18 protein-coding genes are annotated in these 23508 nt (G+C 36.7%); 3 read left to right on the top strand and 15 right to left on the bottom strand.

Going from position 1 to position 23508, the window contains the following annotated elements:
- Positions 1-75: 75 nt before the first annotated feature.
- Positions 76-462, top strand: a complete 387-nt coding sequence (locus EG346_RS05720) for a response regulator (protein WP_228426625.1) — start codon at positions 76-78, stop codon at positions 460-462.
- Between the two features lie 74 nt (positions 463-536).
- Here the strand turns inward: EG346_RS05720 and EG346_RS05725 are convergent, their stop codons facing one another.
- Positions 537-971 carry an META domain-containing protein gene (locus tag EG346_RS05725; RefSeq protein WP_123877276.1) on the bottom strand — a complete coding sequence of 145 codons (435 nt, stop codon included), beginning with the start codon at positions 969-971 and terminating at the stop codon, positions 537-539.
- A gap of 86 nt (positions 972-1057) precedes the next feature.
- On the opposite strand from EG346_RS05725, the gene EG346_RS05730 reads away from it, so the two are divergent.
- Positions 1058-3268, top strand: coding sequence for a S46 family peptidase (locus EG346_RS05730; protein ID WP_123877277.1), 2211 nt, complete (start codon positions 1058-1060; stop codon positions 3266-3268).
- A 108-nt stretch (positions 3269-3376) separates the two neighbouring features.
- Here the strand turns inward: EG346_RS05730 and EG346_RS05735 are convergent, their stop codons facing one another.
- From EG346_RS05735 to EG346_RS05795, 14 genes are all read right to left on the bottom strand, one after another.
- A complete protein-coding gene (locus tag EG346_RS05735) occupies positions 3377-3778 on the bottom strand; it encodes a hypothetical protein (protein WP_123877278.1) in 402 nt (133 codons plus the stop codon).
- Between the two features lie 244 nt (positions 3779-4022).
- A complete protein-coding gene (locus tag EG346_RS05740; RefSeq protein WP_123877279.1) occupies positions 4023-4874 on the bottom strand; it encodes a hypothetical protein in 852 nt (283 codons plus the stop codon).
- 43 nt (positions 4875-4917) lie between these two features.
- Positions 4918-5043: a hypothetical protein gene (locus tag EG346_RS25305; protein ID WP_262511635.1), complete on the bottom strand. Its 126-nt coding sequence runs from the start codon at positions 5041-5043 to the stop codon at positions 4918-4920.
- A 256-nt stretch (positions 5044-5299) separates the two neighbouring features.
- Positions 5300-7321, bottom strand: coding sequence for a hypothetical protein (locus EG346_RS05745; RefSeq protein WP_123877280.1), 2022 nt, complete (start codon positions 7319-7321; stop codon positions 5300-5302).
- A 235-nt stretch (positions 7322-7556) separates the two neighbouring features.
- The gene (locus EG346_RS05750; protein ID WP_123877281.1) at positions 7557-9092 is read right to left on the bottom strand and encodes a YifB family Mg chelatase-like AAA ATPase; all 1536 of its coding nucleotides are present in this window, start codon (positions 9090-9092) and stop codon (positions 7557-7559) included.
- A 180-nt stretch (positions 9093-9272) separates the two neighbouring features.
- Positions 9273-10235, bottom strand: coding sequence for a T9SS type A sorting domain-containing protein (locus EG346_RS05755; RefSeq protein ID WP_123877282.1), 963 nt, complete (start codon positions 10233-10235; stop codon positions 9273-9275).
- Between the two features lie 42 nt (positions 10236-10277).
- Entirely contained in the window at positions 10278-11660 is a 1383-nt protein-coding gene (locus EG346_RS05760; protein ID WP_123877283.1) for a Dma1 family dual membrane-spanning anti-sigma factor, read from the bottom strand.
- Positions 11653-12219, bottom strand: coding sequence for an RNA polymerase sigma factor (locus tag EG346_RS05765; RefSeq protein ID WP_123877284.1), 567 nt, complete (start codon positions 12217-12219; stop codon positions 11653-11655). Before EG346_RS05765 ends, EG346_RS05760 begins: the two co-directional genes overlap by 8 nt.
- Before the next feature lie 93 nt (positions 12220-12312).
- On the bottom strand, positions 12313-12891 hold the full coding sequence (locus tag EG346_RS05770; protein ID WP_123877285.1) for a DUF4840 domain-containing protein: 579 nt from the start codon (positions 12889-12891) through the stop codon (positions 12313-12315).
- A gap of 453 nt (positions 12892-13344) precedes the next feature.
- Positions 13345-13878 carry a hypothetical protein gene (locus tag EG346_RS05775; RefSeq protein WP_123877286.1) on the bottom strand — a complete coding sequence of 178 codons (534 nt, stop codon included), beginning with the start codon at positions 13876-13878 and terminating at the stop codon, positions 13345-13347.
- A gap of 2 nt (positions 13879-13880) precedes the next feature.
- Entirely contained in the window at positions 13881-16427 is a 2547-nt protein-coding gene (locus EG346_RS05780; protein WP_123877287.1) for a hypothetical protein, read from the bottom strand.
- Positions 16414-16782 (bottom strand): nucleotidyltransferase domain-containing protein, encoded by a 369-nt coding sequence (locus EG346_RS05785; RefSeq protein WP_123877288.1) that lies wholly within the window; start codon positions 16780-16782, stop codon positions 16414-16416. The genes EG346_RS05780 and EG346_RS05785 overlap by 14 nt, the downstream gene beginning before the upstream one ends.
- 20 nt (positions 16783-16802) lie before the next feature.
- Complete coding sequence (locus tag EG346_RS05790) at positions 16803-20975, bottom strand: hypothetical protein (RefSeq protein WP_123877289.1); 4173 nt, start codon at positions 20973-20975, stop codon at positions 16803-16805.
- A gap of 54 nt (positions 20976-21029) precedes the next feature.
- Positions 21030-22322 carry a leucine-rich repeat domain-containing protein gene (locus EG346_RS05795; protein WP_123877290.1) on the bottom strand — a complete coding sequence of 431 codons (1293 nt, stop codon included), beginning with the start codon at positions 22320-22322 and terminating at the stop codon, positions 21030-21032.
- A 307-nt stretch (positions 22323-22629) separates the two neighbouring features.
- Between EG346_RS05795 and EG346_RS05800 the strand changes: the two genes are divergently transcribed.
- Positions 22630-23463 carry a helix-turn-helix domain-containing protein gene (locus tag EG346_RS05800; RefSeq protein WP_123877291.1) on the top strand — a complete coding sequence of 278 codons (834 nt, stop codon included), beginning with the start codon at positions 22630-22632 and terminating at the stop codon, positions 23461-23463.
- The last annotated feature ends 45 nt before the right edge of the window (positions 23464-23508 follow it).

The raw sequence follows: 23508 nt of genomic DNA on the forward strand, positions 1-23508 counted from the left end.
CAATCCCATAAAGAAGATTTACGAATAATAAACATTAAAAAGTATAAATTTTATAAAAATTTAACCATTCAACATATGATCACTCATATTAAATACATGATCATTGATGAGATTGTTGCGTTTTTTGATTCGGCCGAAAAAGCAATTCCTTACCTTGAATTTCCCATTGACCTTCTCATCTGTGAGACGAAATTTAATGGCATGGGCGGTCTGGAATTCAGAAAACAGGCACATAAAATCCCTGTCTGTATATTCGTAAGCTCCCGTCCGGAATTGGCCGCAGAAGTGTTTGAAACGGATGCACTGGATTTTATCACAAAGCCTCTTAAAACAGAGCGTTTACACCACTCAATACAGAAAGTCTTCAACTTTTTCGAAATGAAAGAGAAAGGTGATTGCTTCAATGCACTTCCTGGTGAAAACTGTATTAAAAAAATAAGGCAATCCTGTTTTTCAGATTAAGCTTATCGATATTCTTTATATGAAAGTCTGCCGAGTGCGAACTTTGTATATGTTTAGATTTGAATAACTGAAAATCAATCCCAGTCTGCAGCAACAAATTTCATAGAATTTCCGCTATCATCCGACAGGGTAAGAAAATGGCCTTCGATAGAATAATTGGTCATTTCATCAAATTTCTGACTGAAGGCGGTTTCAAGTTCCATATTCTGGCAGGCTTTTAATGTGCTGCCTACCCCGGATATTTTTACTTTTCCCCCGCTTTTAAATTCGGAAGTAAAGAATATACTGTTACATCCCATATTTGCTCCTCCCCGAATCTTTCCTTTTTCCATAGTTCCTGTGAGGTTGATTTCTGCTTTATTTTTAACCAACTCTTCCTTGGAGAAATTTTTGAAAGAAATGAGCATCCACTGCCTTTGAAGGGCTGGATTTTTTTCCGGAACTGAAGAGCAGCTGACAACGGCTCCTAAAAGCAAAATGGCAAAAAAAGACAGGCGTATTTTTTTCATGTGCATTATCCTTCCATTTTCGTACCATTCCGGGATAGAATATCGTAAAAATTAGTAAATTAGCGACACAAAAATTATTTTATAAAATGAAAAGACTATTTCTACTGTTCACTTTCTTATTGGGCTTTGCTCAGATGAGGGCGGATGAGGGGATGTGGCTGTTAATGCTCATCAAAAGACTTAACGGGGTCGACATGCAAAAAGAAGGACTGCATTTGACGCCTGAAGAAATTTATTCGGTCAACAATTCAAGTTTAAAGGATGCCATCGTAAGCTTTGGAGGTTTCTGTACCGGGGAAATTGTTTCTGACAAAGGACTTATTTTCACGAACCACCACTGTGGTTATGGTGCTGTGGCTGCCGCTTCTACTCCGGAAAAAGATTATCTGAAGAATGGATTCTGGGCTATGAAGCAGAAAGATGAATTTAATGCGAAAGATCTTTATGTAAGATTTTTAGTTAGAATGGATGATGCTACCCAGAGAATCAATTCTAAGCTAAACAACAATATGACCGGAGCAGAGAGAAAAGCTGTGATTGATGCCGAAACAAAGGCGATCCAGACGGAAAACTCTGAAAACGGAAAATATACAGTAGTGGTAAGAGATTTCTTCAATGGAAATGAATTTTACTATTTCGTGTATCAGGATTACAAAGATATCAGATTGGTAGGTGCACCGCCTTCATCATTAGGTAAATTCGGTGGTGATACAGATAACTGGGAATGGCCAAGACATACGGCTGACTTCACTGTATTCAGAGTTTATGGAGATGCAGCAGGAAACCCTGCAGAATTTGCTCCGAGCAACGTTCCATTGAAGCCTAAGCACTTCCTTCCGGTTTCTCTTAAAGGGATCAAACCTGGAGATTTCTCTATGATCTTGGGATATCCCGGAAGAACTAACCGTTACCTTACTTCTTACGGTATTCAGCAGATGGTGAACAAAGACTATCCGGCCTGGGTAGAAGCGTCTAAACTTGCTATGGACGTAATGAAAAAGTATATGGACAAGGATAAAGCAACTCAGCTTAACTATGCTTCTCAATATGCTTCTGTAGCGAACTACTGGAAAAACAGACAGGGAACTATCGATGCGGTAGATAAAAACGGAACAATCTCTGATAAACAAAAAATCGAGGATACCTACAGAAAATGGTCTGTAATGCCGGGTAACACTGCTTATGATGGTATTTTAGAAGATATTGAAGCTTATTACAAGCAGGTTTCTGAAAGAAATGTTGAAAGAAACTATGCTTCACAGTTCTCAAGAAATGCAAAATATATTACACTTGCTTTACAGGTAGGGTCTGTACTTAAGGCATACTCTGCTCAGGATATGCAGGGAAGACTTGCTATGAAAGCAAAAACTGAAGCTGCTCTTAAAGCCGCTTACGAAAACTTCAACCCATCTCTTGAAGGAGAAATGCTTGCTTCAATGGCCAATCTTTATCAGACAAGAGTAACGAATAAAGAAGTGGCATCTGCTACTATTTTAGGATTGGATGCGAAGACGCTTTCTAATGTAGCTTATTCTTCAATCTTTGCCAATAAGACTTCTGCTACGAATTTCTTACTGAATCCTGATCCATTAAAGCTTGATGCTGATCCACTTTGGAAAATTGCCAACGGAATCGTTGCTGATCAAAAAATGAGCACAGAAAGATATGCGAAAGTTGATGACAACTTCAACAAAAACAACCGTCTGTTCTTAGCTGGATTAATGAAAGCTATGCCTGAGAAAAAATTCTATCCGGATGCTAACTCTACGATGAGATTAACCTATGGAACTGTAGATAAACTTCCGGTTAGACAAGACAGAAATTACTTCGGTGTTACGGATAACTACTATACTGATATGACCGGTCTTGTAGAAAAATACAAGAAAGGTGATGAAGAATTCGACCTTCCACAAAGAGTGATCGATCTTTATAACCTTAAAGATTTCGGACAGTATGCTGATGCTGCAGGATATATGCCTGTGAACTTCCTTTCTAACAATGATATTACGGGTGGTAACTCTGGTTCTCCTGTTATTGACGGAGACGGAAACCTTATCGGTATTGCATTCGACGGAAACAGTGAAGCATTGAGCGGTGATATCGTATTTGAACAAGACTGGCAGAAAACGATCAACGTAGATGTACGTTTCGTTCTTTGGACGATTGACAAATATGCAGGAGCAAGAAGACTGATCGACGAATTAAAGCTTGTAAGAGGAGAAAACACGCCTCCTGATACAAAGACTAAAAATTCAGGAACAACCGAACTTCCTAAGAAAACAAAAAGCAAAAAATAATCTTCTCTAAGATATTTTTAAAACCGTGAATGTATGTTCACGGTTTTTTTGTTTGGTATTTAATGTTTAAGAAAAAAGGGAGTTTATAATACACTCCCTTTCAATTATTTATACTTTCAATTCTGCTTTAAGCCATTGTCCTGTGTTGCCATTTGTAATGGTAATTTCTCCATTATCATGACCAACTGTAACTCCAAGATCATTTACAACCTGCTTAAAATATCCTTTATTAAGATTAGTATCTATATCCCTCTGCCATAAGAACATTGCAAACTGTCCTGAATCATTTTGAAGCATTAAAGTTCCCAATGTACTTCCAAAGCCAAAAGGTTCGATTCCAATTTCATAGGCTTCATTAGCATTAAAATATTTTTTCGGAAGTAAATCAATCGATCCATTTAGATAAGCTTTCGTTTTCAGTCCATTAGTCTGCCAGGTATGTACCATATAATTAGCTGTTGTGGCAGCATCAATTGCAGTTGCTCCCAGCTGGTGACTGCCATCTTCCAAAAATCTTGCGTGAAGAACTTGTGGTGTAAAAATAATGGGTACATTCCATTCAGGAGAAATATTTGCAGTCTCAAGAAGATAGTCGAAGTCGGTAATAAATTCGGAAGATTCAATCGAAGGAATTGCATTTTCTTTCGAAGGTATATATCTCCAGGCATTCCCAGCGTAGTTAATATTTCGTTGTGTAGATTTTGTTGTTTCTGTTCCATCTGCAAAAATTTTAAAAGCATGTAAAGAATTTATGTTATTTCCCGTAATAGAAATTCCTGCAACTTTTCTTAAAAAAAATTGCCTGATACGCTCCTGTATGAAACATGTTTCCTGAAATATTGATTCCTCTTACCGATTCATCATTTCCGCTTAGTCCTAATGTAATATAAGAATCAACAACGTGTTCATCATATCCTTCAAAATAATTTCCTGAAATATTAATTCCAAAACTATCGGTAAGCATTAAGCGTCCGGCAGAATATTCAAAACTGCATCCGGAGATATTTCCACCTGTCGTTGTATCTGCAATTTCTGAAGGAATTCCCGCTCCAAGAATTTTTAAATTGGTTACATTAAAAGCATTTGTTGCATTTTCAAATTTAAATGCCTGATAAGTTCCCTGGAAATAAACTGAATTAAGTTTTGTATAATAGCAATCATTTAAATCAAATCCCAGTTTCATCCCATCAAAACGACAATCTGTAATTCTTAAATAATGGCAGGACTTAGATTTAACAAATGTTTGGGCAGTAGCTTCATTAATGGAAATAAAGTTTTTAATATTTACATTATTGTAGTGCTCATAAATATCTACCATAACGGCTACACCATTAATAAACTGAAGAGATCCGTCAGCATTTTTAGCTTGCTCCTGTCTCAAAAATGTAGCTTCAATATTAAAGATGACAATATCATTATCTCTACTACTTGAAAGCTCACAATTTTTACCATCAATAATCAAATCTCCTCTTTTGATTTCCAAGGTAGAATCTACAATTACCTTTTCCAAACCGTAAAATGCAACTTCATTTACTTTTTTATTGTCTTTAATATCAAAAAGCATCTGGCTTAATTTTGCACTCTCATCGGTCCCGTTACCTTTCACACCCCACCATCTTACATCTGCTACTTCAAATATTCTTTCATATTTAGTTTCCTATGTTTTTAGTTAACACATTGTTTACTGCGCTATCTGCAGCTCCTACTTTTTTCCACGAATATTCCAATCCTGTAAATTCGTCTGTTAATAAAATAATTTCGTCTGTTGTACTCATTTTTAATATTTTTTGATTTAGTTAAGATAATAGACAAACATTTTTCAATTATGCTATCTGTTTTTCTCTTCTGCAAATATCAATCAGCACAGCGACAAAACTCGACGTATTATAATTTCTATTCTTCTCAATTGCAAGTCAAAAAACCGGGAACCAAGGAGAACAGGAAGATAAAAATGATTCTGGAGGAAAAGAAGGAAATATAAAAAGAGTTCAGGAAACCCTGAACTCTTTGGTTTATTGTAAATTAAACCGTTTAGTAAGTATCAAAAGTACAAATTGGGAAAGTAATATCCGCATCATTTACTGTAACATGAGACGGAATATTAGCCGTTATTACATTTCCGGCTTTTCCTGCAATTTTAAAACGAACAGTTCCTCCGGCTGTATTAATGTAGAATATTGTTCCAAGAGACAGTTTACTCATATCACCTGTCTTTACTATAAATGTTCTTGATCCAGCAACAGAATCTACCGTATATCCTGACAGCGCACTTCCTATTCCGGATTCTTTAATAACCATAGTTTTATGGGTGTTAAAATTATAGAATTTCTCTCCGGTATTGAAGTTGAATCCAACCATATTTGAACCAGAAGGATTATCAACAGTTGAATAAGTCTCTTCAGGAATTTCAAGGAATTTCACCTTCTCAATTTTCCCTCTGTCTGATCTGTTAATCATAACCTTCAATCTCGCATTTTCATATGGTCTCTGGATAATTCCTACATACTTTGCCTCTGGAATGAAATACATATTATTTACATAGTCTCCCTCATCCTCGGCTCCTATCTTAATAATTTTCACATCAGAAGTTATTCCTGGTGCAATCCAATAATCCTGTGGTCTAAAATCAAGTAAATCTATCTGAGCCTGCAACAGGGCACTATCTGTTATAATATTTCTATTTTCATCAAAAAGAACAAACTGTGGATAACGGTGCCACTGTACCCATAAGTTGGTGTTGTTATCATTAATTTTAAAAATCTGACAGAATTGATTATCATAATCAGCATTGGGGAACAAACCTGAAAATTCATTGAACGGTTCCAGGTTCTTTACATAAAAATGACTGTTTGAACCATTGGTCTTTGAGTCTCCGCTTAAGTCTTCGTCCAATAAAACAATAGGCTTTTCACCTACATATTTAATACCATCCTGATCCGTAAAATAAGTAAGGTAATGAATTTGGTTTGAATTAAAATTAAACTCAGAACCCCTGTGGAAAACACCTATTCTTTCCCCTGTTTTAATTTCAATTCTTGGTTCTGAAATAGAAATTCCATAGCATGGAGCTGCCGAAAAGTCAAAACAAAGGGTTTCCCAAGGATCTAAATCATGCCCCCATTCAAATGACTGATTAAGGAAAAGCCAGGAATTACATCCTTTAGAAGCTGCATCTTTTTCAAACTTCACAAACGTTCTTCTGCGGGTAACAGTACTGGCATCAAGCAATCCGGTAAAAGATCCAAATTCGCCACCAATAACACGGTTCGCATTTGCCCAGCCATTATTGCTATTTGTGATTACAAATGCGTCAAGATTAGACTGCATTGATTTTAATTGAATTTCATTCCAAGCAAAACCGGAAAATATGCCGGGTGAATCATTAGCATCGCAAACAATTCCTTTGGTAAAGAAAGAAGCTCCCAGATACATTTTACAGTGCTGTGAACCTTGAAGTAAAATCCCTACATAATTATCCGAAGAAACATTGGTTACCGGTGTTCCTGAAACATTGGTGGTAATCGTATTTTTAAAACTATTCTGAAAAATCAGTGCCGTTTTATCACTTGTCCCTCTATAAAATATCTTATCTATCATAAAGTTTACAGGCTTTTTAAATAAAACCGTATCTGTGATTTTATATCCAACAGGGCTGTTTCCAACTAAAGTAACGGATTGCAGTTCAAGAGAAAATTGCTCACTAGGATTGTTGTGATCCACAGACACAAAATCATAAAGTCTGTTGACAAAATCTGCAGCTTTTAAAAATGCCTGTGTATCATCTGTTGTAGAATCTCCTTTTGCGCCAAAAAGCTCGATATTAATAGGTTTTCCCGCAAGGAAGCTTGTTAGTGCGTAGTATTCTCCCTTTCTTTTTCTATAAATAATACCATCACACAAAGCATCTGTCATGGCTACAGGATTAGCTTCGTGATACCAGTGAGTCACTTTTTGATAGTTTACATTTTCTAAAGAATAACTGTCTACCAGCTGTACCAAATCATCTGCCGAGTCTGTAGAAGAAGGTGAAAAAAAATCGTTCGTAAATTTCATTTTGTTAATGTTTTTTGATTAAAGTGAATGATAGAACAAAGATGATATGGCCATATTCTCTTTTTGTCTAATGCAAATATCGTCCGGCACAGCGACAGAACTCGACGTGTTATTTTATTAAAAGAATAAAAAGGCCAAAAATATTTCTTTTCCGGCCCTATATTCAATAATTGAAATTCCCAAATATTTCAAATAAGAATTTAAACAAATGTATAAAGAGTTGAAAATTTAGGAATTACACATTCCAAAACCCACGGTCTAAGCTTCGGTATTGTATGGCTTCCGAAATATGGTGGGACTGTATATTTTGAGATCCCTCCAGATCAGCTGCAGTCCTTGCAACTTTCAGAATACGGTCGTACGCTCTGGCAGAAAGATTCAATTTTTCCATGGCCAGCTTAATGAGATTAAATGATGTGTCATCCAGACCACAAAATGCTTCAATTTCTTTGGGGCCCATTTGAGCATTATAGCTTATCGCAAGACTTTTATATCTCTCATTCTGAATACTGCGTGCTTTCAAAACACGTTCACGGATATCTGAGCTTTTCTCTCCTTTTCTTTTTTCAGTTAACTGCTCAAATTCTACTTTCTGTACTTCAATGTGTATATCAATTCTGTCTAATAATGGTCCCGAAAGCTTATTCATATACCGCTGCATTTCATAAACGGATGAGGTATTTCCGGGATCGTCCGGGAAAAATCCGCTGGGACTGGGGTTCATGGAGGCTACCAGCATGAAGCTTGCGGGATAGTTAACGGTAAATCTAGCTCTGGATATGGTTACTTCCCGGTCTTCAAGAGGCTGTCTCATCACTTCTAAAACTGTTCTTTTGAATTCGGGCATCTCATCCAGAAACAAAACACCATTGTGAGCAAGGGAAATTTCTCCGGGCTGGGGATAGCTTCCACCTCCTACTAAAGCAACATCCGAAATAGTATGATGGGGTGATCTAAAAGGACGAACGGTCATGAGAGAAGTTTCGGTTCCCATTTTACCAGCTACAGAATGTATTTTTGTGGTTTCCAGAGCTTCTTTTAACGTTAACGGAGGCAAAATACCCGGAACCCTTTTGGCAAGCATTGTTTTGCCGCTTCCCGGCGGACCGATGAGAATAATATTGTGCCCGCCGGCAGCAGCAATTTCCATCGCTCTTTTGGCTGTTTCCTGCCCTTTAACTTCTGAAAAATCAAATGGAAAATCATTGATCTTTTCCTGAAATTCTTTTCTTGTATCCAGAATCACTCTTTCGATGGGTTTGCTTTCGTTAAAAAAATCAATGACTTCTCTGATATTTTCTACGCCATAGACTTCAAGATTATCTACGATTGCAGCTTCACGGGTATTTTGTAATGGAAGTATGATACCTTTGAAGCCTTCTTCCCTCGCCTGGATCGCGATAGGCAACACTCCTTTTATGGGCTGTAAACTCCCATCAAGCGAAAGCTCCCCCATAATAACATAATCATGAATATTTTCGGCAAGAATCTGATCTGAGGCAGCAAGAATACCTATAGCAATACTGAGGTCATACGCCGCCCCTTCCTTGCGAAGGTCTGCAGGAGCCATATTGATCGTGATTTTCTTACCCGGAATTTTGTATCCTACATTTTTCAATGCAGCGGAGATTCTGTAACTGCTTTCTTTGATGGCATTATCAGGAAGCCCAACCAAGTGATAGCCAACTCCTCCGGTGTCTACATTGACCTCAATGGTGATGGTCTGTGCCGCAACTCCATGGATGGCACTTCCATAAATTTTAACTAACATGATCTGTGTTTTTTGTAAAAATAAATAATATATTATTTCAAAAAATAGGCTTGCAAATTAACAGGATTCTATTTCCGGATCGATATTAAAGAAAATATCCATAAAAAGACAAGCCGGTACAGAGACAGTCTGTATCGGCTTATCAGCGATTAAAAAAAACTAACTCAGGATGTGTACTATTTATTTTTTTATGAATTTATTTTTATAGGTATTGCCCTCAGAGTCTTTAGAAAGGATAATATAATTTCCAACAGTCAGCGTACTTACATCAATAGGTTCATTAAAGCGGTGACTGCTCTTTTGTAGAATGACTTTTCCGGACATGTCGATGATCGAAATTTCCTTGTACGTTTTATCAGATTCTTTTCCGATATAAAGAAATTGCGATGCAGGGTTAGGATATAATTTCAGATTATTTTCTTTACGTTTTGTTTCATCTGTTGCCAGAATACAGGACTCAAAGTTTCCGAAATTCAGTTTCACAAAATTTCCACTCCCTAAAAATTCACACTGATCCGGACAATACTCGGTGCAGGCATAAAATCCATATGCGCCTGATGCTGTAGCGATATACGTATCTCCGGTTGCGCCATTAATCACACAAGGATCTCCAACGGATGGAGGGGGACTGTTGGGAATACATCTATACCATACATGGCTTCCATAAAGATCGGGAAATACATCATCAAATTGTACAGATGCTCCTGCACAGATATTATATTCTCCTTCTCCCACTTGCTGGAAAGTTCCGGGGGTAAAGGTGCTGAGCATAGAAGGAAGTCCATAAGCAAATCCGTCTGCCATCACGGCGGGACTTTCCGCGGTACAGTCGCCCTGTGTAACCTCAACTTTAAAATAATAAAGCTGATCATCATTTCCGTTGATGGTCAACGTTTGTGAAATTGCCCCAGGAATAGCGGTCCAAGGATTGTTATTAGGCGTCTGCCAGGTCCATTCCTGTTTGTACCACTGGTAACTTCCGAATGCCTGTGTAGAAAGTATCTCTGTTTCGGTATTGCAGAACAGGATTTTATCCGGAAATTTCACCCCTAGCCTGGGGCTTGTTATGGTTGGGTTACACTGTGCTTTTATATTCAGAATAGTCATGAACAGAACAGCCAAAAAGATGAGTTTGGTTTTCATATTTAAATATTTAATGGTTTGGTTTAGTCTTTTTCAGGACCGTTAGTCCAGCAGAACCCTGATTCCGAACTTCATGTTAAAGTTTAAAGGTTTTTCTTTATAAATGGTATTGAGCTGACTATCATTCCTGAAGTGGTACCCGATTCCCGGTTCTGCATATATTCCTATCTTATTGATAATTTTTACCTGTAATCCAACGGCAGAATTAACGGAAAACTGTACCGGCTTAATGTTAATACGTTCTTCCTGAATTTCCTGCACCTCATCATTCACAATATATTTTGTTTTAAGCTTTCCACTTACTGCTTTCTCAGCGAGTATTCCACCGGTCACGTATCCTGTAAAGCGTCCCTTCTGAATAACGTTATAGTTGATCTGCACAGGAATGCCGACATAATGGACGCTTTGGTCACCTTTTATATAGTTTGAATTGCTTCCGGAGTGAAGTTCTGATGTAAGTTTTGTATAGTTTATCCCCGTCCCTATTCCCCATCTTTTCCCGACATTGTAGTACATCGAGAGTCCAAGGGTAACAGGAATTTTATGTCTTATTCTGGCTTCCACTTCTTTACTCTGATTGGCCAACAGAAGTTCTGTCAGCGGATCACTTTCTGTACCGGACACCCATACATCACTGAAAGCCATAGGACTTCCACTGATGGAGGTATACCCCGGAAACGTCTGTTCGGAAGAGTTTGAGGACACATTGCCTGTAAGCATGCTTAGCATCCATTTTTTAGACTTTCGGGTTTGAAGTTTAGGTTGATTATTGTCTGCATATTTGTCCGAAAGTTCATTTTTCGTAGCATTGAAGATTTCGTCAACTTCCATTTTCTCTTTCACAATAGAATTTTCATTAACAGGAGAAGACATTTGATCAGGCAGATTTCCTATTATTAAAGGAGATAAACCTTCTGTTTTACCTGCTGATTCTGGTTTTAAATGATTACCCTTTATTTCTTTGCTTACGGGATTTATTACTATTTTATCTACACTTGTTTTATCGGTTAACCCATTTCCCTGACTGCTGTATTTTTCACTTCCATCGTTATCGATTATATCAATGATATCGGTGTTTACAGACCCGGTACTATTTCCTCCTTTCTCTTGATCATCAGATTTTTTGGTGATCTGTAGTCCCTTGTTTTCTCCGTTCATGTTCAGGAGTAGTTTTCCGGTAAAAAACAGTAGCGCTAAAGCAGCTGCTATTCCTCCTATTCTGTATAGCAGAGATCTTCCATTTTCTGCAGGACCGTTTTTAATTTCTTTTTCATCATCAATTTCAGACATCAGAGTTCCAGCCAGCGCTTTTTCATCTTCTTCAGAAAAAAGTTCATCTTTAATATCTTCCCACAGCCCATCCGGAACATCCTCTTCGTGGTCTTCCATTTTCCTGTGAAGATCATTGAGCCACTGATTATTCATATTGTGCTTTTTTTGACATTTTAAATTCTTTAATTTTCCGGACCAGCAGACCTTTTGCCCTGTGAAACTGAGAGGCGGAAGAATCTTCTGCTATTCCTAAAATCCCTGCAATTTCCCTGTGGCTTTTTTTCTCAAATACAAAGAGATTAAAAACAGTCCGGTATCCGTCCGGAAGCGACTGTATCAGTTTCATAATAGCGGCCTGCGGAATTTCCTCCAGATCGGATTCCTCATCGTCAGGGATATCAGGAAAATCAGCCAGATCAGTATCTGTTGTCATCCCGGAATGCTGCCTGATATGTTTTAAAGCTTCATTGACTGTGATCCTGATCATCCAGGCTTTCAAAGAACCGCTACCCCGGTATTCAAATGTTTCTATAGACCGGAACATTTTGACAAAGCTGTTCTGAAGAACATCGTGAATGTCGTCTTTTCCTGAAATATAACGAGTGCAGACCCCGGCAAGGCTTCCGGAATAGGTTCCGAAAAGTTCTTTCCAGGCAGCTTCTTCCTTCTTAAGAAGCCGTCTTATCAAAATCTGCTCTTTGTTTTCTTCCATGAATGAGGTCAGGTTTAGCAACCTGTTAAAATTTTAAAGCAAAAATAGACTGCATCCGGGCAAAACACAATCTATTGTTTTATTATCTATCAGTTAATTCTTTATACAGTAGGGGAAATTATAATAAATAGCTTCAAAAGGATTTAATACCGTCCCATCTACTGTAATCTTTTCTGCTGCTAAAGCAAATCTCAACGTATGATCTAATCCTACGAAATATCCCTTTTGTTTTGCCACGAGGGTAACTATCGCTTTTTTAGTCACTCCGTCTACGGGAATCTGAAGTTCCAGTTCTTTCGGGGCAAAATTAAGTTCTACCCAATTTTTATCTGCATTTAATACCGATGTATATCTGAGATTATATTTCACTTTTCCCATTGCCGTCAAAGCATTTTGTGTTTTTACAGGATCTTTCACTACGGCCATTACAATTTCTTTGATTGGAAATTCGGGAAATGTCAGCGTGTCTTTTTTTATTTTAAAATCGACGATTTTTTCGGCTCTAAACTCTCCCTGCATCGTGATCAGCCTTCCTTTATAATTACCGTTAACGTCTTCTAGTTTTACAGGCGGTACTTCTATCCTGTCCTCATTCATGCATGAGAACAGGGAGAAGATGATGGATAGGATCAAAACGGCGGTAATCAGCTTAAGTACTAGTAAATTCTTCATTTCATTATTTTTTTAACATTAAACATTAATTGTATTGAGTACTCATCTATAAAATCCGTTTTTTGGGAAATCTTGCGTGGAATTTTGAAAAAAAATGAAATTTTATTGTAACAAACTGATTTACTGCGAATAAAATTCTATGATTTATTTTTAAAATGAAAAACCAGCGTGGGTTTCACGCTGGTTTGGGGTATCCAACTTTATAAAAATTTCCAATTCTTAATCCAGCACCCTCTGTTATTTTAAAAAAGAATATACCTTCGAAATTATTATTCACCCTTTTGAAATAAAAAACAACTCAAAAACAAAATGAATCCGTCTCACAACTGAGACGGATCCTGCTTTATATAATCATATGCCCAAATAAGATAGATACGTCTGTATTTTCCAACATTAACACCCTTAAAATCAAACCATTATCAGTGAGTTATTTTAGACAATTCTCATCAAATGCTATAAATTTGGCAATGGACTCGCATTTGCTCCCTGATTAATCAAACGAATTTTCATATCCCTGAAATATTTTATATTTCCAAAAGTTCCATCCTGGAAGTTTTCTTTATACAATTCACCATCTCTCATAGGATCTATCAAAAGCACGGGAAATACACGATCCAAGCTTTTTTTGTATTTATCAGGAAGACCTGATTCATTTTTGTATAGTTTAACACTATCAATTCCTATCCAATTATATAAAAACCGTATATCTTCAAAACAAGGTTCATTATCAATTAATATTCTATAGTTAGCAGAACGGTCAACTTTTCGAATAATATACATCCAATCCTCTAAATTAAAATCTTTCCATAGTTCAGGGATAACTAAAAGAAGTGCTTTTACATCAGAATCTCTAATCCGTTTTTCGTTTAAAATTCGAAGAATAAGATTCTTGGTATCTATGCTCAATAATTCACTCTTTAAATCTTTATAACTTTCCCAGTCGTTAAATTTCAAAAAATCTATTAATTTTATTATAATCTGTTCCATATTTAATTATTTAAATTTCCAATGAATATTCTCTTATCTATTTTAAATTTTGTAACAAACCCCTCTCCGTTAACCTCTATCAAAAAAATATCATATCTGGCTCTTTTTATTGGTATTCCGATCCCATCCAATATCTTTACTAGTCTTTCTGCCTCGTCAATTGTTGGTCTGTAATGCCCAGATAGGTTATGTAATTCTGAAATTCTTCCATTTTTAAAGCTCATGCTTCCCGCTGCTAAAACCTCTTGTCGGTCACCTAAAAAATGATGTTTATTCCCAATTCTTAATTCTCCTGATTTTGTAATGACAAAATCGTATTCCCGTGACTTAAAAACATGACCTGTAGACTGTTTAAAAATACCATTAGAATCAAAGGTATATGATAAAATAAAACTCTCTTTAGGTAATGAATCTAAAGGATCCTTATTAGTAATCTTTGGCATTCTTTTACAAAAGGCAGCTACCCGTAACTCCTCCAGCTTTTGTATCAGCTTAAACGGATGATACAAATCTCTGTAAAAACCATAAACGATATTTTTGTAGTTTTTTTCGGTAGCGATACCACGCAAAACAACCTCATTTTTGTAAATAAATGCAAATTCTTTCTTCCCGTTTTCTGCTACTTCCACTATCACCACACCTTTGTCATACAACCGTATAAGATTGGTATTGTTAAAGTAAAATGCCGCAGCTTTTATTGCTTCTTCTGCATCCAGAACTCTTACCCACGCTTTTCCCTCTTTCAGCGTATTACCTGTAAAAGTAATAATATTTTTCTCTAAAATAATCTTTACGAGGCAGGCTTTAATAAAGTTAATAGCCTTAGTCATACCGGTAGTTCTTGCAAGTTGTATCAACTTCATTCCATTTGCGAAAAGCTCAGGAAGTGCAATCACAGCAGAAGCAAGATTGGCAGAGTAATAGACAGTGTTCCATTCCTGGAGAAATTCTGTTCCTCCATCCAACGCCATAATGTCTTTATCAAAACCCTGTACTATGGCATCTGTAGTGTTTACCACAACATCTGAAACAGCAGCTGCTATAATAATGGGGTTTCCGGAAGTAGCCAACGCTATTGCTCCTAATACAATTCCTAAAATATCAAACCCTATTCTTTTTATTTTTTCTCTTTCCTGTTCTTCATGAGCATCCGCAATTGCCTTTACCAGAATAGCTGCGGCAATATCGGGGTATTTTTCTTTAGAATCCGCATCTACCAACAATACCATATCCATAGGATGATAGTAGGTACCACTATCGTCATCAGGAATAATTTCATTAAAAGATTCTATAGGGAGAAAGTCAATTGTAGGAACTTCTTTTTCTTTTTGCAGAAAAAATTCATTTCCTTTTTCTTCTCTTGGGAGATTATCATCAGAATTAACTCCTTTATACTTCCCGAAAGAAAACGCTTTATCTATTTTTCTCAGATCTTCCATTCCATTGTGGAGGCACAGTGTAGAGATAAAGCTTGCAAAGGCTATTTTGTTTGAGGATTTTTCTCCGTTTATTACAGATTCTCCTTCTAAGTTTTCAAAGATTTTTTTTACAAATGTCTGGTTGCTTTTAAATTTTTTAAATAAAAATTTGCTATTTCCAAAAACTTTCAGAATATTAAGCATAGCACCACTAAAGTCAAGATTCCAGCTAAACAGATCCTGATTTTCCATACCTCTCGAAAGAATTTCCAGATGACTCCAAATAAGATCCTCATGTCCTTCCTTAGATGTATCTTTATTATCTATTCCTAACGTTTCCAGTAATTTTGCTGTTACAAAGTCGGGCATATTTTCATAGAGAAACTTAACCTCTGCCTGACTACTTGCTTTCAAAGCCTCCTGAGCAAACAACCGGATAATTTTTTCTTTGAGATAATCTTCATCAGCAGGACTTGCAAGCATTACAAAATCCAAAGCATTTTTAGCTATTACAACAATAGCATTGTACTTGTTGTTTAGTTCATAATCCTTATTACTCGATGTATTGTTATCAAAATTCCGAAGTTTTATGTAATTGCTATAGACATATTCTATTCTAAATTCGATAGTTTGCGAAGCCACATCCAAATAAAAAAGATATCCAGGTTGCAAAATATCTACATGGCAAGCCATCATATTAAGATAAATATCTGCCTTTGCGTCTCTGCGGTGCTGGTTTTTATAATATTGATAAGGCGTACTTCTAGAGATGTCATTATATGATGCTTCCATCATTTTTTTTATCATCGCGGGGTTTTCTTTATTCAAACCAAAACCGTAGTTTACCGCATAATTTCCAAAATTGAAAAAAAACCTTTCATTATTACTATTCTTATGTAAATCTGAAATAAGCTCATCTATTCTCATTTGTCCATGATAAAACACTCCTAATTTCTCTTCATTACACTTATTTTCTATCCCAAATTTTTTCTCAAAAGATATTTCTGCAAAAGACGTACTTTTTATTCCCTGCAACGGATCCTTATTTCCTTCAAAGCCTTGATTTACTTCTTCAAAAGATAATATTTTGTATTGTGATAGATCTCCAAATTCGTCATCAAATGTTCCCATATTCTTTGTTTTTATTTATTAGACATTTCAGTTCATTTATTGGGAAAAGCTGTTTAATCATCATATTTTCTGTAAACTTCTTAACCTGATTTTCATCCAATACCAAAAGATCTAAATGGTAATCTTGATCGACCAGAACCATTGCATTTTTTAGCTTGCATTTTGCCTGTACCAAAACGTCCCAGTCTTTTCCTTCCAGATCCTCCCATTGTTCAAAAGGAATCCGGCCCCTGCTTCCAAAAAGAAAAATCTTTTCTACGGCAGTAATCTCACTAATCTTGTCTTTCAGACGCGTGAGGATATAAGGCAGCACTTTATCGTGCTGCCAAATAGCCTCGGGTTTTACCCGGCTCATAATGTTATAATATTAAATGATTAAACTAAAAATTTAGAAAGTGGAATTTTGTCAACATACTCTTGATTCGGAATTTGTTGTCCATCCTTATCTGCAATTCTATAACTCGCAGAATTTAAATATTCAGGGGTAATCATTTTTAAATAAGACAATCCGTCCGTTAGGAACTGGAATGTATCAAATTCTTTAGATCCGCCTGGCTTTACAAATTTAAAATTCTTGATTTTAGTCACATTTATTTTAAATGTAATTCCATACTCACTTGTTGGAGAGGCTTCCAAACCTTCTATTAGAGAAAGTTCATCGGCTAAAGATTGATAGAACTTAATAGTACTGTCCAATTTTGACCAGCTCGCATCTCTTTCCACAGTAATGCTATTTCCTAAACATTCATACTTTCTAGGGAATGGTGCATGCTCTTCCATTTCTCCAATAGTCTGGTAATAGTCCATATGGTTAAAACTGATTTCAATCCATCTATCAGATGACTGTCCGATTTGACTGTTATTCAGTTCAAAATTACTTTCGCACATTTCACCCAGATTATCATCGAATTTCACACCCGGTTCACAGTTGCACGGTAATGCTTTTTCTACTTTTAAGCCGATAGAATCTGCCTGAAGAATAGTAAGCGAAGTAGGAATTTTCTCTCTCCATGGTTCTCCTTCTTTTGTGGCTTTTGGTGAGCGCAATTCGTCGACAATAGATAAGAATAACGGATCGTCAATTACCGGAACCTCTCCTCCGTTCCAGATCTGTCCTGTAGCTAAGAAATGTCTTACTGACTCTTCAAATCCCGGTCTTACCGTAACGATAACCCTTGCCATCCCCGACTGCATAAAGGCTCTGAATACAGGATCATTATCGTCAAACTGATAAAGGTCGCCCCAATTAGCCCTGTTCCCCCAATAATAAGGGTATAGATAATAGCTCATGATTTCCCATTCAAAAGACTGTTCCATAAATTTTACAAAGGCTGCATATCTGTCCAGAGTTCCATCTACTTTTATCTCGGTATTGGTAAAACTTTCCGTAGAATTATCTGTCTGGTAATATTTATTTTTCCCGAATGTTAATTCTGCATTTGGATTTTGATTCAGCATATAGGAAATACAGTTCCTTCTCAGGATGGTATTTTCTATTTTTCTGTAGAAGCCTGGATTGGAACCTTTAATCTGAACCCCTAATGCTTTTGCATCTGCTAAAGCTGCTTCATATTTAGCCAATTCAATTTCGTACACTTCAATGATTTTATTGAAAGCTGTCTGGAGCCATTCATTTTTAGCTTCCACAGTCAGTTTACATTTTACGCTTGCATTAACATCAATGGCATGAGATCCAATCAAGGAGAAAGAAACAGGAACTACTTGGTAAAAATTATTAATCGGGAGTTCAGAGCCATTCATATAGGCTCCGCCGATTCTTAAATAATGCCCTAATACGCCTTCCCCTCCTGTCTGTACTACTCCTATAGCCGCAACGGTTACATAGTTTTCAGGGATTTGGATTTCTGCACCTCCGGCGATAGCTTCATCATATTCTGATCTTCCATCTGAATCCCCGACTGTATTGGAAAAAGCTTTACCTACGTAAATGAATTCTTCTGGTTTTTTATTAATATCTACATTGTATTTACTTGACCAGTATTTTAAAATCAGATCTCCTGAAGCTCCATCCAATGATGCAAAATTCTCCATCTTGTTAACGGTGGATGTTCTGGGGTCTATAGGCTTTATTAATAGGTTCTCGGCAATTTTACTGGCTTTCATTCCTAAATTATGAAGTTTTGCCGGCTCGGGAATCATAAATTCAAACATCATACGTTTGCCGTAGTTGTAGATCTGGTTCTTTACCACTTTATCTACCCATCGGTAAACCCCCACTACATGGTTGCTTCCTTTGGTATTGTCAAACCCATGTTTGTTATTTTCTTCATATTCTTCCAGGATTTTATCAATACGCTCTTCTTTCACCTTGGTAACAATCCTGTCCAGTGCCCTTGCAGTTACGTCTTTGGCATCAGTGACTGCCTGGCGGTTACTTTCTTCCTTAGAATTGTGGGTTGCATAATTAGCCGCAGTACTTAGCATATACTTTGGCGAAGCACCAGCTCCCCATGATGCGTTAAATCCGGCCTGCATGGCAAAATCTTTGGATTCCTGAAGTATTTTTGAAACTTCACTTTGCATTTCATGTCTTTCGGTAGAGGTAGTATCTGTCAGCTTTTCTTTTTCAGATTCTGTAGATTTTGTAGTCTGAGATTCACTGCGTTTTAATCTTCTGGTAGCTCTTTCTTTATATTCCCTTGCCATGATATTTTCGATGTGTGCAACATCTCCTTCCACATAACAATAGGTACTTTGCTCTACTTTTCGGTAATCGGCAATACCGATATTTTTCATCCCGAAGCCCGAGGGAATGAATGAGCCTTCAAGAGTATTGAGATTGGAAGGGTTTTCCGGAGTTCCGGGGTCTGTAGGGTCTATTGTCCTGTCTTTAGGAGTGAATATTCCACGTCCCTGAAACAAATAGGAATTATCGTTTGTCCTGTTTAATGTCGCCTGCATCGTATAAGAAAGCCCGTCATTTAAGACAACATCTCCTTCCAGTTCTATAACTTCAAATTTTTCCAGTTCGATATGAGGAATTTTATTATTTTGAAAGAGTGAAGTTACGTTGGCAGCACCACTCCAAGGGTCAGTCCCGGACCCTGTCGCAATGGTCTGCCCGCCTATTTTAACCTGATAATTTCCGCTAATAATATGTTTGGGCTGATTTATATCCGTAGTAACGATTACTGAATGCCCAACACCTGACATGGGCGGGATTCTGCAAGTCATTGTGGTGAAAGGGATAATTCCATTGTTATTCAATGAATTGGTAACAGGAACTAAAATGCCCCCAATATTGGTAAATGTAGGCTGGTTAAGCACTGTATTGTTTAGGATCTGCTGCTGCTGTAATTGACTGTCCTGTGAAACAGCCCCTGAAACTTCTGCAAAAGTAGAAACACCTTCCAAAGCCTCGCTGAAAGAAGATACTCCAAAGATTTTGCTTAATGCGTATTTGTTATCATCGGTTAAAGCACGTCCCAGTTCTTCAGGATTAATTTCTGGTCTGAATTCAAAACTAAACTCCGGTAAGTCAAGTGGAGATACATGAAGGCTTAAAAGCTCATCATTTAACTTGGATAACTCTTCTTTCAAGTTAGGGTTTCTATCGAACACATCAGGATTGGCAATGCTCAGGTCGGTAAGATATTTAACCCGGTTTTCAATAACCTTCTTCCTGTTCTCTGTTTCTGATAACTGTTTCTGATAATCGGCCTGAATGGGTTTTACTTCTCTCAGATAACTTTCATAGGCCGTTTTATAGGCTTCCTGATATTCTTTCTGATAAACTTTCTCCAGCTTATTCAGCGATGCTGATAAATCCCGATTCATATGCAGGCTAACCACTGCTTCTGTATATTTCTGCTCTTTTTCATTGTAGAAAGGTTCACCCAACTCTCCTTCTGCCGCTACAGCCATCCTGGAGAAACCTGCTGCCCGGGAGCCGCTTCCAACCTTAAAAAGTTCTTTGGGAAGCACTACTTTGGCTTTGATGACATATTCATATCTTGATTGGTTAAAACCGTCATAGTATCTTAAGATATGATCAAGGTGTAAAAGGTGCATTAATGTTTCCTTCGCATAAAAATCTTTTTGAGTGACTACCTGATAAACCAGGTTGTCCCAGATTCTGGAATCGATAGCAATAACCTGCTGACGGTATTCTCTATATTGACTGATTTTAAGATCAAATTCTTCTTTAGTAGCCCTGGCTTTATTTCTAGCTACCCAAACAGCAAGTTCATAAAATCCTACATCCTGTGCTTTTAAGGATTCCTCAGTTTCTATTGTTAAGCCTGTAATTTCTTCACATACTTTCCGTAAAGATTCACCAGCTTCAACTCTTGGGTCAATAACTCCTCTTTGAGTGGCATAATCTCTGAAAATAAATCTTCTTTCTTTATTTTCGTGATCAGATAATTCTGCGTTTCGCATCGTAGCGAATCTGAATAGTGTTTGTGTTGATGTGTTGTTTTCCATATCCATATTATTTGTTGGTTTGTAATTAATAATACCTTCTCCTATGAAGGATTTTCCTACAGTAAATGCAGATGCTTTTGTTGATGTATTATTTGTTGACATTATTTTAATATTTTGGTATTTGAGCTTTTCGAAAGTATAGTGTAATAGACTGTTCTATGCTACCATTTCTCCTCCGATTACTTCCACAGTGAAATCGAAAGCAATTGATGAATACTTTGTCTTCTCTCCCAGAACTACACGTTCCAGTTTATTATTTACAAAAGCATTTGCTTTGATTAAGACAACATTTTCAGGTATTACAACACTTGTTAGTTGATTATATGCAAAGGCCATCTCTTCAATGACAAGAGGTACATTCGGAAGTTCCAGATGAGTAAGTTTATTCATTCCAAATGCATTATACCCAATACTTCTAAGATTATCATAGAGAACAATTTCTGATAATTGATTATTATAGAAGGCATTGTTTCCAATTTCTGAAACCTCGTGAGGAATAGTAATTTGTGATAATTCACCATTTGTAAAAGCATTTGCTGCAATTTTTGTTAAACCGGCAGGCAATACTAATTCCTTGAGAGGATTATTTAGGAATACATATTGACCGATTTCAGTAACAGTATCTGGGAAGGTGATGCTTGAAAGTTGATTGTCTGCAAATGCATAATCTCCTATTTTGTTTAATCCTGAAGCTAACGTTACTTCTTTCATAAGATTATTACGGAATGCAAATTGACCAATTTCTATTACAGTCCCTGGGATAGAAACGATTGAAAGCTGATTATTTTCAAATGCATTAGCTCCAATCTTCATAAGATTCTCAGGCAGAAAAACCTCAGGTAATTGATTGCCGGAAAATGCATATGCTCCAATATTATTAATACCACTTGGAAATTCTACGGATACCAGTTGGTTCCCGGAAAATGATCCAGCTTCGATACTTTTTATACTTTGAGGAATTTTTATTGATCTAAGTAAGTTAGACGCAAATGCAGAGGCACCAATATAATTAATACCTTCCGGAATATGAATTGCATTCAACTTATTACTATAAAACGCTCCTTCTCCGATAGAGGCCACATTATTTGACAACTTAATACTTTCAAGAAGATTATTATTAAAAGAATAATTTCCAATACTTGTAACTGAAACTGGTATTTCCAGATCTGTTAATTTTAGATCGGGTGCAAAATAATGCGGAATACTTAATGCACCTCCCTTAATCAATATCTTCTTTGTCAAATAGGATTTTAAAGAGGCTTTTCCGTCTTCATCCGTTTCTGCATAAATATAGTTGGGATTAGGAAGACCATTTTCCAACCCAACAATTTTTGACATATCTATTTTTTCATCTTTATGCCAGTAAGAATTCAACCATTCCCAGAAATCTTCCTGGATGGGTTTATCTCCATTTTCAAATAATTTACTTAATTCTTGCTTTGATTTCATTTTTTGTGAATTTGTTTTGTTTTTTTAAGGTTTTGAAGCCTCTTTTTAGTAGAGTAACTTGAAATTTGAGCCTTATTTTTTTAGGTGGTTTACGGCAAGAATATTTCCACCCTTTGTTTTAAAGTCTGTTTTCATTTGTGTGTTTTTCCTGAGGCAAATATCAGAGCCGGAAGCGACAGAACTTGACGTGTTCAAAATTTATTTTGTTTTTATTTAAGCAAACCACACACAAACCATAAAACCCTGATAAACAGAACACATAAACAAAACCAACCCGCATTTAAATATTTATTTCTATATTTATTCAATGTCTGCACATATACAATCCTATCCTATTTCCAGTTTTCCTTCAGATTTCAATACTGAGAATTATGGTGTGGTTTTAATGAAAGGTTCTGGTGTGTTTTCGGTTGATCAGATTAATTATGTTTATGAAGGCTGTACCGTTCTTTTCCTTACGCCTTACCAAAAATTAAAACTGACTTCAGCAACTGATGCACAAGTTTTCATTCTATTTTTCCATGGTGATTATTACTGCATCGAGTATCATAAAGAGGAAGTAGCCTGTAATGGACTTTTGTTCAATAACATTTATTTAAATCCAGGAATCCCCCTGACTCAGGAGAGCTACGACTATATTCTTGGAATTTTCGGTCATATTCAGCGTGAGTTTTCGGAAAATCATCTTTTTTCAGAGTCTATCATTAAAACATACATACAGCTAATACTGGCCCTCTGCAGTAAACAGAAAAGTAGCCGTCTGGATGATCATCAATCGTCAGTTGGAAGGAATCCCAATAAACACGCTTCTGAATTCCAAAAACTGCTGGAACTTCATTTTAAAAAGGAAAAAGAATTGTCATTCTACAGCGGAAAACTTCATATCACCAACGATACTTTAAGCAAAGCTGTCAAAAAAGAGTTTAATAAAACACCGAGTCAGCTCATTAATGAAAGAACGACACTGGAAGCCAAAAGACTTCTTCATTTAACCTATCGTTCTGTAAAGGAGATTGCTTCAGAGCTGGGATTTCATGATGAATTCTACTTCAGCCGGTATTTTAAGAAATCGGTGGGATGCTCCCCTAAAATGTACCGGGAAAAAGTAGGTATCTCCATTGAAGCGAAAATGTCCATGTAATATCCTGATATCTCTATTTTTAAAGGCTCTGACGCTGGATACCTT

The sequence above is a fragment of the Chryseobacterium carnipullorum genome (genome assembly GCF_003815695.1).
In the GTDB taxonomy this organism is placed as follows: Bacteria; Bacteroidota; Bacteroidia; order Flavobacteriales; family Weeksellaceae; genus Chryseobacterium; species Chryseobacterium carnipullorum.